The sequence below is a fragment of the Pseudomonas sp. UBA6276 genome (genome assembly GCF_002438365.1).
Classification (GTDB): Bacteria; Pseudomonadota; Gammaproteobacteria; order Pseudomonadales; family Pseudomonadaceae; genus Aquipseudomonas; species Aquipseudomonas coleopterorum.
In genome coordinates, this window is record NZ_DJUS01000153.1 from 1 (window position 1) to 12,977 (window position 12,977).

Consider the following 12,977-nt stretch of genomic DNA (forward strand, 5'->3'; position numbering starts at 1 on the left):
AGCAGGTAGGGGTTTTGTCTTTGTACGGCTTTTTCTCTAGCGCTTCCCTGTAAGACCTCTCCTACTTATCAAGTCGACATTCAGTTGTCTCTTACACGTTGAGCAGAACCGGCTGGCTCAACTGACAAAGCTACATCTGATATGGTTGATCCTTGATTCACGTTTACCTCAAGGACTTCGCACATGTCGGCCATGTCGCCCCTTACCCCCGGTTTCATGGTTGTACACGGCAATCGCCTGGACGAACTGCGCAGTCTTGTCGTGAGCTGGATGCGCCTGTATCCACTGCGTCCGTTGGAAAACGAAATCATCCTGGTGCAGAGCAATGGCATCGCTCAATGGCTTAAGCTTGCGCTCGCCGCGGACGAAAGCACGGATGAGGAAGGAGGGGTAGGAATCTCGGCGGCGGTGGATGTGCAGTTGCCTGGCAGTTTCATGTGGCAGCTGTATCGAAGCGTACTGGGGCATGACCAGATTCCTTCTTCCTCGCTGCTCGACAAGGCACCGCTTACCTGGCGTTTGATGCGTCTGTTACCGCAACTGATCGACCGGCCCCATTTCGAACCTCTCCAGCGCTTCCTGCTCGACGATAGCGACCTGCGCAAGCGCTACCAGTTGTCAGAACGCCTGGCAGACTTGTTCGATCAGTACCAGGTCTATCGCGCGGATTGGCTTCAGGACTGGGCGGTAGGCAAGCATCAGCTGCGCAATGGGCGCGGTTTGAGCAAGCCCTTGCCGGTAGGCAATTGTTGGCAAGCGGAGTTGTGGAGGGCATTGCTGGAGGATGTAGGGTCCGAAGGCATGGCACAAAGCCGGGCGGGGGTGCATCAACGCTTCATGGAGGCTGCCGCGGCGCTGGATGAAGCACCTTCGACATTGCCATCGCGTGTAATCGTGTTCGGTATTTCGTCGCTACCAGCCCAAGGCCTGGAAGCCTTGGCGGCGCTGGGTCGCTTCAGTCAGGTGCTGTTGTGTGTGCACAACCCCTGTCGGCACCATTGGGCCGATATCGTGGCGGACAAGGACCTGCTGCGTCATCAATACAAGCGCCAGGCTCGCAAGCAGGGCATGCCGGTCGTATTGGATTCAGACAACCTTCATCAGCACGCCCATCCCTTGCTCGCCGCCTGGGGCAAGCAAGGGCGTGACTACATCAATCTGCTCGACAGCTATGACGACCCCGCCAGCTATCAGGCTGCATTTGGCGACGGTCGTATCGACCTTTTCAGCGAAGGCGAGCCGCGACACCTGTTGGGTCAGTTGCAGGACGACATCCTCGAGCTGCGCCCCCTGGGCGAAACACAGTCGATCTGGCCCAGCGTCGATATCAAGACCGACAAGAGCATTCGCTTCCACGTTGCCCACAGTGCGCAGCGCGAGGTGGAGATTCTGCACGATCAGCTGTTGGCACGCTTCAGTGCCGATGCCGCGCTGCGTCCACGTGATGTGATCGTCATGGTGCCCGACATCGACAGCTACGCCCCCCATATTCGGGCGGTGTTTGGCCAGCTGGACCGGGATGACCGCAGATTCATCCCCTTCACGCTGACCGATCAAGGGCAACGCGGGCGTGACCCTTTGCTCATAGCGGTCGAGCACCTGCTCAAGCTGCCGGACAGTCGCTTCCCCGTGAGCGAGATTCTTGATCTGCTCGACGTGCCTGCCCTGCGCAGTCGATTTGCAATTCCGGAGCGGGATCTGCCGACGCTGCGTCGCTGGATCGAAGGGGCGGGTATTCGCTGGGGTCTCGATGCACGCCAACGCACGCAGATGGGACTGCCGATCGAACTGGAGCAGAACACCTGGCGCTTTGGGCTGCGACGAATGTTGCTTGGTTATGCCGTGGGAACCGGAATAGGGTGCAGTGACATCGAGCCCTACGACGAAATCGGTGGCCTGGATGCAGCGCTTATCGGGCCGCTTGCAGCGCTTTTGGATGCGCTGGAAGTGGCCTGCCAGCAACTTGATCGTCCGGCCACCCCTGCGCAGTGGGGTATCAGACTGCATCAGTTGCTGCAGCTGTTCTTCACTGCCGACACGGAGCATGACGAATACCTGCTCAATCAGCTTGAAGAACTGCGTGAAGAGTGGCTGGAAACCTGCGAAGCGGTGGGACTGGTCGAGCAATTGCCGCTGACGGTGGTGCGTGAAGCCTGGCTCGCGGGGCTGGATCAGGGGCGCTTGAGCCAGCGCTTTCTGGCAGGCTCCGTCAACTTCTGCACCTTGATGCCGATGCGCGCCATTCCGTTCAAGATCGTCTGCCTGTTGGGCATGAACGATGGCGACTACCCGCGGCCGCAGCCACCGCTGGACTTCGACTTGATGGGCAGCGATTACCGCCCGGGGGACCGTTCCCGTCGCGAGGACGACCGCTACCTGCTGCTGGAAGCGCTGCTCTCGGCGCGTGAGCAACTCTACATGAGCTGGGTGGGGCGCAGCATCAGGGACAACAGCGAACGTCCACCGTCGGTGCTGATTGGGCAGTTGCGCGATCACCTGGCCAGTGGCTGGCGGCTGTCAGGCGATGAGGCACTGGACAGTTCCGCTAGCGGACAGAAGCTCTTGCACGCGCTCACGCTGGAGCATCCGCTTCAGCCTTTCAGTGCTCGGTACTTTCACCAGGGAAATCCTGCGCTCTTCAGTTTTGCCAGCGAGTGGCAGCACTTGCACGCAGGCATAGCGGCAGCGGATGCGCAGGTACCGCTGCCTGCTCATCGTCAGGAGGAGCCATTGAGCGTGGCTCAGCTGCAGGATTTTCTGCGCAATCCGGTCAGGCACTTTTTCAGCCAGCGGCTCAAGGTCTTCTTCGAGTCGGCCGAGAAGCCGGTGTCCGATATCGAGCCCTTCGTGCTCGATGCGCTGGAGCGTTACACCCTCAGTGACAGCCTGCTCAGTGCGGGCATGGCCAGTGCCGGTGAAATCACCGACGTGCTGGAGAACCACGCTCGGAAGTTGCAGGGCAGCGGTCTTTTACCCATGGCAGAGTTTGGTACGCGACTGCGGGAAGAATTGATCGAACCATTGCCCGATCTGCTCGAGCGCTATCGCCAGTTGCTCGTGCTCTGGCCTTCCCGGCTGGACAGCGCTCTACCGATCACTTTCCAAGCACAGGGCATCGTGCTGGAGGGGTGGCTGGCGGGCGTGTACCAGCGCGAGGATGGCAACTGCCTCAGTGTTTCGACGATCGCCAATGCCATCGGCGGCGTGCGCTCGCGCAAATGGCATCGTCTGATACGTCCCTGGGTCTTGCATCTCGCATCATGCGCCGTGGGACTGCCCCTGACAACGGCGGTAGTGGCCAGCGACGATACCTTGTTGCTCGATCCATTGCCTCTGGACCAGGCTCAAACGGCGCTGAGCGATCTCTTGCTGGCCTGGCAGACGGGCATGACCCGTCCTCTGCCGGTAGCGGTGAAGACAGCCGTGGCCTGGCTTTCGCAGACTGATGAGGAGAAAGCCTTGGCGGCAGCACGAAAAGCCTATGAGGGGGATGGCGTGACCAGCAATGGCGAGCGCCGGGAGGCGGTGGCGTTGATGCGTCAGTTCGCTGATTTCGATGCACTGGTCGACAGTGAAGAATTCGAGGGTTGGGCTCAGACGCTCTACCAACCCATGCTGGAAGCGCCCTGGCGCTCGGTCGATGAGCAGGAGGCCCGATCATGACGTCTCCTGAACGTCCATTGGCGTTGGCCTTCCCCCTACGTGGCAGTCAGTTGATCGAAGCCAGCGCGGGCACCGGCAAGACATTCACCATTTCCGCACTCTATCTGCGTTTGATCCTGGGCCACGGTGCGGACATCAACGGATTCGGTCGCGAACTGCTGCCTCCGCAGATCTTGGTCGTGACCTTCACCGATGCGGCGACCAAGGAGCTGCGCGAGCGGATCCGCATACGGCTGGCCGAAGCGGCTCGTTTTTTTCGAGACGAGATCGCGGCACCGGATGCATTGATCGCACAGTTGCGCGACGAATTCGACACTACCCAGTGGGCGGCCAGCGCAGCCCGACTGGATATTGCTGCGCAATGGATGGATGAAGCAGCCGTTTCCACGATCCACAGCTGGTGCCAGCGCATGCTGCGCGAGCATGCATTCGACAGCGGCAGTTTGTTCACCCAGAGCCTGGAGACCGATCACAGCGACCTGCTGGGCGAAGTCGTGCGTGACTATTGGCGGCGGTATTACTACCCGATGCAAGGCGCTGCCCTGGATTGGGTAAGAGCTCATCTGGGCGGGCCCGCAGCGTTGCTCACCAGAGTACGTGGGCTGTTTGCCCATGCGCACGAGGGCGCTTCGGGCGATGAACCTGGCGAGCTGATCGAGCGTGCTCTGGCCGAGCGCGAGCAGGCCTTGATCGAGCTCAAGAAACCCTGGCCGCAGTGGGCCATCGAGTTGCGTGAAATCTGCCTGCAGGCCGTGGCGGCGAAGGCGGTCGACGGTCGCAAGATGCAGGCACGCTATTTCGAACCCTGGTTCGAGAAGATCACGGCCTGGGCGACCGACCCGGATCAGCACGAGCTGGATATCGGCACCGGCTTTACCCGCCTGACACCCGAAGGCATGGCCGAAGCCTGGAAGGGTGAAGCCCCTGATCACCCTGGGTTGCAGGCGATGGTCATGCTGCCCGCAGCGCTGGCGGCGCTGCCGACACCTGAGAGCGCGGTGCTCAGGCACGCTGCCCAGTGGATCGGCGAACGCTTCGAGGAAGAGAAGCGCCGGCGTGCGGAAATGGGCTTCGACGATATGCTGGTCCGGCTCGACCGTGCGCTTCAGGGCGCCGGTGGCGAGCAGTTGGCCCAGTTGATTCGCGAACAGTTCCCGGTGGCCCTGATCGATGAGTTTCAGGACACCGATCCGGTTCAGTACCGCATCTTCGAGCGTATCTATCACATCGAGGAGAACGAACAGGAGACCGGTCTGTTCCTGATCGGCGATCCGAAGCAGGCGATCTACGCTTTCCGCGGTGCCGATATACACACCTACTTGCAGGCACGTCGTGCGACCGAGGGGCGGCTGCATACATTGGGTACCAATTTCCGGTCAACCCTGTCCATGGTCGGGGCGGTCAACCATGTGTTCATGCAGGCCGAGCAACGTGCGCAGGGGCGAGGTGCGTTCCTCTTCAGGCAGGGTGAAGACAATCCGGTGCCGTTCATCGATGTGCAGGCCCAGGGCCGCAAGGAATCGTTGGTCGTCGAGGGCCAGGCGATACCGGCGCTGACCCTATGGCAATTGCCCAGTGATCAGCCTGTTTCGGGCGTTGCCTATCGCAAGGCTCTGGCAGCTGCCTGCGCGGCCGAGATCGTGCGCCTGTTGAACGTAGGTCAAGCCGGGCAAGGTGGCTTTCAAGTGGAGGGGCGCAAAGCCAGAGGTATCCTGCCGGCCGACATCGCCATTTTGGTACGCGATGGCAAGGAAGCTCAGGCCGTGCGCGCCGAGTTGACCGAGCGCGGTGTACGCAGCGTGTACCTGTCGGACAAGGACTCGGTGTTCGCTGCACAAGAGGCCCACGATCTGCTGGCCTGGCTGAAGGCGTGCGCCGAGCCCGATTCGGAGCGGCAATTGCGCGCTGCCTTGGCGAGCATGACGCTGAACCGTTCGCTGCATGAACTGGAGCAGTTGAATCTCAGTGAGCTGGAATGGGAAGCGCGAGTCATGCAGTTTCGCAGCTATCGAACCATCTGGCGCAGCCAGGGTGTGCTGCCGATGCTGCGCAGGTTGCTGCACGACTTCGACCTGCCGTTGGCGTTGATCGGTCGCGACGATGGCGAGCGTATCCTGACCAACCTGCTGCACCTGTGCGAACTGTTGCAGCAGGCATCCAGCGAACTGGACGGCGAGCAAGCGTTGATCCGTCATCTGAGCGAACAGCTGGCGCTGTCCGGCAGCGCGGCCGAGGAGCACATCCTGCGCCTGGAAAGCGACGAGCAGTTGGTGAAGGTGGTGACCATTCACAAGTCCAAGGGGCTGGAGTACGCGCTGGTTTTCCTGCCCTTCATCTGCAGCTGCAAGCCGGTGGATGGCAAGCGCTTGCCGTTGATCTATCACGATGCGTCACACCGGGCGCAACTGACGCTGAGCCCTACGCCTGAACAGGTGGCGCTGGCCGACGACGAGCGTCTGGCCGAGGATCTGCGTCTGCTCTACGTAGCCTTGACCCGGGCTCAACACAGCTGTTGGCTCGGCATCGCGGACCTCAAGCGCGGCACGACCAAGGAGTCGGTGTTTCATCGCTCGGCCATTGGTTACCTGTTGGGCGGCGGGCAGCCTCTGGTCGATGCGAGCCAGCTTGCGAGCTGGTTGCAGGCTGCGAGTGCGGGATGCGCGGACATCGTGAGCCTGCCGGTACCGGAAGCGGACGAGACCCGCTACGTACCGTTGCGCAGCGATGCCGCGCTGCTCAAGGTGCGCCAACCCAAGCGCAGTGCTCGGGAAAACTGGTGGATAGCCTCTTACAGTGCGTTGCGCATCAGCGACACCTTCAGCGCGGATGACGATCAGGCGCCCGACAGCGCGCTTGAGCAGAAGCTCATGGACGATGAGCGCCTGGACGTCCAGGTACCGCGCGAAGTGCCAGCCACCAGCGGCGATATTCATCGTTTCCCCCGCGGTCCGGGTCCGGGGACCTTTCTGCACGGTTTACTGGAGTGGGCGGGGCGCGAAGGGTTCGCCAGTGTTGCGGCGGCTCCCGAACGTTTGGCCGACAACGTCGCCCGCCGTTGCAGTCGGCGCGGCTGGACCGGCTGGATCCCGACCCTCGACGAATGGCTGCGACGTTTCATCGACGAGCCATTGCGCCTCGGATCCGAACGCGCGTCGGTACGCATGGCTGAGCTCGATCAATACCAGATCGAAATGGAGTTCTGGTTCGCCAGCCACAAGGTTGACGTGACCCGGCTCGATGCTCTGGTGCGCCAGTACACTCACCCTGGCGTGCTTCGGCTGCCAGCCGAAGGGGCAATGCTCAATGGCATGTTCAAGGGCTTCATCGACCTGTGCTTCGAGCATCAGGGCCAGTATTACGTTACCGACTACAAATCCAACTGGCTGGGCCCGGATGATGATGCCTATACCCAGGAGGCGATGACCGAATCCATTCTGGCCAACCGCTACGACCTGCAATACGTGCTGTACCTGCTTGCCTTGCACCGACAGTTGAAAGCCCGGCTGCCAGGGTACGACTACGACCAGCATGTCGGAGGTGCGGTATTCGTGTTTCTGCGCGGCCTGGGGGCGCCCAGTCAAGGGGTGTACTTCACGCGTCCGCCACGTGAGCTCATCGAGGAGCTCGATGCGTTGTTCAAAGGCGGACGCCGCGATGTCCAGGCCGACCTGTTCGAGGAAAGTACACCATGACCCGCTCGTTTGCCGACCTGTTGCCGACGCCTCTGGACGCACACAGCCTTGCTCGATTGCAGCCCCGCACACATACGGCTGACCTGTTGGCGCTGCTCGAACGCTGGGTCGAGCGCGGCTGGCTGCGCGCGCTGGACAAGGCCTTCGTGGCGTTTCTGGCTGACCTCGATCCGCAGGGGGATCCCTTGGTGCTGCTTGCTGCTGCCTTGGCCAGTCACCAGCTTGGGCATGGCCACGTCTGCCTGGACTTGGCAGCAACGCTGCAGGCGCCGGATTTCGCCCTGTCGCTGCCGCCCGAAGGCGATCTGCAGGGAGGCGTGGCCCTGCTGCCATCGCAGTTGCTGGAGGGCCTGAGTGCCGACGCCTGGTTGAGCAGTCTGGCGAATAGCCCATTGGTGGGCAACGGGGACGACACTTCAGGCAGCTCGCCCTTGGTGCTTTCGAGTCAACGTCTGTACCTGCGTCGGTACTGGGCTTACGAGCGGCGCATCGGTGATGCGTTGCGCCAGCGTCTGGAGGCGCATGAGCCGATACCGGAGGATCTTGCCCAGCGTTTGACGCAATTGTTCGGCACCGCCGATGGGGCGCGGATCGATTGGCAGAAACTGGCCTGCGCGCTGGCGGCCCGTGGCGCCTTCAGTATCGTCACCGGCGGCCCGGGGACCGGCAAGACCACCACGGTGGTGCGCCTGCTGGCGCTGTTGCAGGGGCCTGCCGTTGCCCAGGACAAACCGCTGCGCATTCGTCTGGCGGCACCGACCGGCAAGGCGGCAGCCCGGCTGACGGAATCGATCAGCCTGCAGGTCCAGAGCCTGGAAGTGGACGCGGCGATCAAGGCACGCATTCCCACCGAGGTAACCACCGTTCACCGGCTGCTGGGAAGCCGTCCAGGTACGCGGCATTTTCGTCACGATGCGGCCAACCCCCTGCCCTTGGACGTGTTGGTGGTCGACGAGGCCTCGATGATCGACCTCGAGATGATGGCCAACCTGCTCGACGCGCTGCCGGCCCATGCGCGGCTGGTGCTGCTGGGCGACAAGGATCAGTTGGCGTCGGTCGAGGCGGGGGCCGTGCTGGGCGATCTATGCAGCCAGGCCGAGGCCGGCTATTACAGCCCGGCGACGCGAGCCTGGCTGGAGCAGGTGAGCGGCGAGGATCTGGCGCACAGTGGTTTGCTCGAAGGGAACGAGCGTGATCACGCTTTGGCACAACAGGTGGTCATGTTGCGGCACTCGCGTCGGTTCGGCGAGGACAGTGGCATCGGCCAGTTGGCTGCCCGGGTCAACCTGCAGGACGCCGAAGGTGCGCGTGCCTTGCTCCAGGAAGGTCGACACACCGATGTCCATTGGCTGCCCCTCAAAGGCGAACACGATGCAGCGCTGTTGCGTCTGCTGCTGGACGGGCATGGTCGCAGCAGCGATGGACCGCAAGGCTACCGCCGCTATCTTGAGCAGATCGACAGGGCTCGACCGCCGGTAGAAACGCCACTGGAAGATGAAGCCTGGGCAACCTGGGCCCGTGGGTTGCTGAATGCTTTCGACGAGTTTCAGCTGCTGTGCGCCGTGCGCAAAGGGCCTTGGGGGGTAGAAAGCCTGAACGCACGCGCCACCCAGGTCTTGACCCAGGCGCGCCTGATCGACGGAAGCCAACCCTGGTACGAGGGCCGTCCGGTATTGATGACCCGCAACGACTATGGCCTGGGTTTGATGAACGGTGATATCGGCATCGCCCTTATGCTGCCCGAGGGTGGCGGGCGCGAGCGAAGGGTCTTGCGCGTGGCCTTCCCGCGCAATGACGGGCAGGGCGGCATTCGCTTCGTGCTGCCCAGTCGGTTGAATGACGTGGAGACGGTGTACGCGATGACGGTGCACAAATCCCAGGGTTCCGAATTCGCGCACACGGCGCTGATCCTGCCGGACGCGTTGAATCCGGTATTGACCAAGGAGTTGATCTACACCGGAATCACGCGTGCCAAGCACTGGTTCACCCTGGTCGAAAGCCGCAAGGGTGTGTTCGAGGAAGCGGTGCGGCGCAAGGTGAAGAGGCTTAGTGGGTTGATGCTTGGGTGGCAGTCTAACGTCTGAGTGGAGCAGGACGCGGCTGGCGGCGCTGCTACAGGGGGGCGGGGGTGCCCATCAATAGCGGTGCGTTGCGGTCGGTGACGTCGCGAATGTAATCCCACAACAGCGTAATCCGTTTCAGCTTGCGCAAGTCCTCGCGGCAGTACATCCAGAACTGCCGGGTGATATCGATTTCCTCGGGCAGGACCTCCACCAGGCGTTCGTCCTGGGCGGCCAGGAAGCAGGGCAGGATGACCAGCCCGTGGCCCTGGAGCGCCGCAGTGTACTGGGCGATCACGCTGGTGCTGCGCAGTCCGGCGTTGACGTTGGGCAGCAGTTTGCTCAGGTAGAGCAGCTCAGAGCTGAACGCCAGGTCGTCGACGTAGCTGATGAAGCGGTGGCCGCTGAGTTGGGCGCTGCTGTCGATGGGCGGGTGGCGATCCAGGTAGGCGCGTGTGGCATACAGTTTCAATCGGTAATCGCAGAGCTTGCAGCAGACGTAGGGACCGTGTTCGGGGCGTTCAAGCGCGATGACGATATCGGCTTCGCGCTTGGAGAGGCTGATGAAGTGTGGCAGCGGCAGGATGTCGACCGAGATTGCCGGGTAGGTGTCGACGAAGTGACTCAGTTGCGGGGTGATGAAGAAGCTGCCGAAGCCTTCGGTGCAACCCATGCGAATGTGTCCTGACAGTGCCACGCCGGAGCCTGAAACCTGTTCGCAGGCCATGTGCAGGGTGCTTTCCATGGATTCGGCCGACGCGAGCAGGCGCTGGCCTTCGGCGGTGAGGACGAAGCCGGTGGTCCGTGATTTTTCGAACAGCAGGGTACCCAGCGCGTTTTCCAGCGAGCCGATGCGTCGCGAGACGGTGGTGTAGTCCACCCCCAGGCGTTTGGCTGCGATGCTAGCCTTGCGGGTGCGGGCCACTTCGAGAAAGAACTTGAGGTCGTCCCAGTTCAGGCTGCTAAGGTCTTTTTGCATGTTGGACCGGCTTTATTGTGAGTTCTTGTTAGATGTTTGCAGCCTCTATACTCCATCGCAGAACCGTCTCGCCACAACAATAAATACGCGGAGGTCATCCATGAACGTGTCCGTTCAACCGAATGCCAGCAAGCTCGACGATGTGAAACTGCTGATCGATGGCCAATGGGTCGCATCGACCACTCAGGAATGGCGCGACATCGTCAACCCGGCCACCCAGCAAGTGCTGGCGCGTGTGCCCTTCGCCACGACCGATGAAGTCAATGCCGCGGTTGCTGCCGCGCAGCGTGCGTTCAAGACCTGGCGTCTGACGCCGCTGGGTGCGCGGATGCGCATCATGCTCAAGCTGCAGGCCCTGATTCGCGAACACTCCAAGCGGATCGCCCAGACCTTGAGTGCCGAGCAGGGCAAGACCATTGCCGACGCCGAAGGCGATATTTTCCGCGGCCTGGAAGTGGTCGAGCACGCCTGCTCCATCGGCAGCCTGCAGATGGGTGAGTTCGCCGAGAACGTCGCAGGTGGCGTCGATACCTACACCTTGCGTCAGCCCATCGGCGTCTGTGCCGGGATTACCCCGTTCAACTTTCCGGCGATGATTCCGTTGTGGATGTTTCCGATGGCCATCGTCTGCGGCAACACCTTCGTGCTCAAGCCGTCCGAGCAGGATCCCCTGTCCACGGTCCAGTTGGTAGAGCTGGCGCTGGAGGCGGGTGTGCCGCCCGGCGTGCTGAACGTGGTGCATGGCGGCAAGGAAGTGGTGGATGCGCTGTGCACCCATGCCGATATCAAAGCAGTGTCGTTCGTCGGCTCGACCGCGGTCGGCACTCATGTGTATGACCTGGCTGGCCGCCATGGCAAGCGTGTGCAGTCGATGATGGGGGCCAAGAACCATGCGGTGGTATTGCCGGACGCCAACCGCGAGCAGACCCTCAATGCGCTGGTCGGCGCTGCGTTCGGTGCAGCCGGGCAGCGCTGCATGGCGACTTCGGTGGCGGTGCTGGTGGGCAAGTCCCGCGAGTGGATTCCGGATCTGAAGGCGCTGGCGCAGAAACTCAAGGTCAACGCAGGCAGCGAGCCGGGGACCGACGTGGGTCCGGTGATTTCCCGGCGTGCGCTGGAGCGTGTCACGGGTTTGATCGACAGCGGGGTGCAGGAAGGCGCCAAGCTGGAGCTCGATGGTCGCGGCGTGCAGGTGCCCGGTTACGAGCAGGGCAACTTCGTGGGGCCGACCTTGTTCAGCGGTGTCACCACGGATATGCAGATCTACACCCAGGAGATTTTCGGGCCGGTGCTGATCACGCTGGAAGTCGACACCCTCGACGATGCCATCGCCCTGGTCAACGCCAACCCGTTCGGCAACGGTGTGGGGCTGTTCACCCAGAGCGGTGCGGCGGCGCGCAAGTTTCAGAGCGAGATCGATGTGGGCCAGGTGGGCATCAATATCCCGATTCCCGTGCCGGTGCCTTCGTTCAGCTTCACCGGGTCGCGCGGCTCCAAACTCGGTGATCTGGGACCCTACGGCAAGCAGGTGGTGCAGTTCTATACCCAGACCAAGACAGTCACGGCGCGCTGGTTCGATGACGACAGCGTGAACGATGGCGTCAACACCACCATCAACCTGAAGTAGGAGCACCGCCATGAACATCGCTTTCATTGGCCTGGGCAACATGGGCGCGCCCATGGCGCGCAACCTGCTCAAGGCCGGCCATACGTTGCACCTGTTCGATCTCAACCAGGCTGTGCTTGCCGAACTGGCGCAGTTGGGCGGGCATATCAGCGCATCGCCGAAGGATGCCGCTGTGCAGGGCGAGCTGGTGATCACCATGTTGCCGGCAGCCGCCCATGTGCGCAGCGTCTATCTGGGCGAGGAGGGCGTGCTGGCGGGCATTCGCTCCGGTACGCCGGCGGTGGATTGCAGCACCATCGATCCGCAGACTGCGCGCGACATTGCCGCCGCAGCGGCCAAGCAGGGTGTCGACCTGGCCGATGCGCCGGTATCGGGTGGCACTGGCGGCGCCCAGGCGGGCACCCTGACGTTCATGGTCGGCGCCTCGACTGAACTGTTTGGCCAGTTGCAGCCAGTGCTGGCGCAGATGGGGCGCAACATCGTTCACTGTGGTGAGGTGGGCACTGGGCAGATCGCCAAGATCTGCAACAACCTGCTGCTGGGAATTTCCATGGTCGGCGTTTCCGAGGCCATGGCCCTGGGCAATGCGCTGGGCATCGATACCCAGGTGCTGGCCGGGATCATCAACAGTTCCACAGGCCGATGCTGGAGTTCGGACACCTACAATCCGTGGCCGGGCGTCAGCGAGACAGCGCCGGCTGCTCGTGGGTATAGCGGGGGCTTTGGAGCCGAGCTGATGCTCAAGGATCTGGGCCTGGCGACCGAGGCCGCCAAGCAGGCCCGCCAGCCGGTGATTCTGGGGGCGGTGGCGCAGCAGTTGTATCAGGCGATGAGTTTGCGCGGGGAGGGCGGGCTGGACTTCTCGGCGATCGTCAAGGCGTACCAGCGCTGACCGCCATGAGCGTTTAAGAATCGTCTGATGGGCCGGGTGCAGTGGGGTGCGTAGTGTGCGCCCC

The 12,977-nt window shown here is 62.3% G+C and carries 6 protein-coding genes; 5 read left to right on the forward strand and 1 reads right to left on the reverse strand.

What is annotated here, in order from left to right; all coding sequences use genetic code 11:
* The first annotated feature begins 183 nt into the window (after positions 1-183).
* Genes recC through recD form a run of 3 tightly spaced genes read left to right on the forward strand, consistent with a single transcriptional unit; the run spans position 184 to position 9,439 of the window.
* Complete coding sequence (gene recC, locus B2V21_RS17600) at positions 184-3,663, forward strand: exodeoxyribonuclease V subunit gamma (protein WP_286917541.1); 3,480 nt, start codon at positions 184-186, stop codon at positions 3,661-3,663.
* On the forward strand, positions 3,660-7,355 hold the full coding sequence (gene recB, locus B2V21_RS17605; RefSeq protein WP_286917542.1) for an exodeoxyribonuclease V subunit beta: 3,696 nt from the start codon (positions 3,660-3,662) through the stop codon (positions 7,353-7,355). The genes recC and recB overlap by 4 nt, the downstream gene beginning before the upstream one ends.
* Positions 7,352-9,439 carry an exodeoxyribonuclease V subunit alpha gene (gene recD / locus B2V21_RS17610; RefSeq protein ID WP_286917543.1) on the forward strand — a complete coding sequence of 696 codons (2,088 nt, stop codon included), beginning with the start codon at positions 7,352-7,354 and terminating at the stop codon, positions 9,437-9,439. The genes recB and recD overlap by 4 nt, the downstream gene beginning before the upstream one ends.
* Positions 9,440-9,467: 28 nt before the next feature.
* Here recD and B2V21_RS17615 read toward each other — a convergent pair whose 3' ends face one another.
* Positions 9,468-10,394 carry a LysR family transcriptional regulator gene (locus B2V21_RS17615; RefSeq protein WP_049858605.1) on the reverse strand — a complete coding sequence of 309 codons (927 nt, stop codon included), beginning with the start codon at positions 10,392-10,394 and terminating at the stop codon, positions 9,468-9,470.
* Positions 10,395-10,494: 100 nt separating this feature from the next.
* Between B2V21_RS17615 and B2V21_RS17620 the strand changes: the two genes are divergently transcribed.
* Positions 10,495-12,021, forward strand: a complete 1,527-nt coding sequence (locus tag B2V21_RS17620) for a CoA-acylating methylmalonate-semialdehyde dehydrogenase (RefSeq protein WP_049858606.1) — start codon at positions 10,495-10,497, stop codon at positions 12,019-12,021.
* A 10-nt stretch (positions 12,022-12,031) separates the two neighbouring features.
* Positions 12,032-12,913: a 3-hydroxyisobutyrate dehydrogenase gene (gene mmsB / locus B2V21_RS17625; protein WP_192069086.1), complete on the forward strand. Its 882-nt coding sequence runs from the start codon at positions 12,032-12,034 to the stop codon at positions 12,911-12,913.
* The last annotated feature ends 64 nt before the right edge of the window (positions 12,914-12,977 follow it).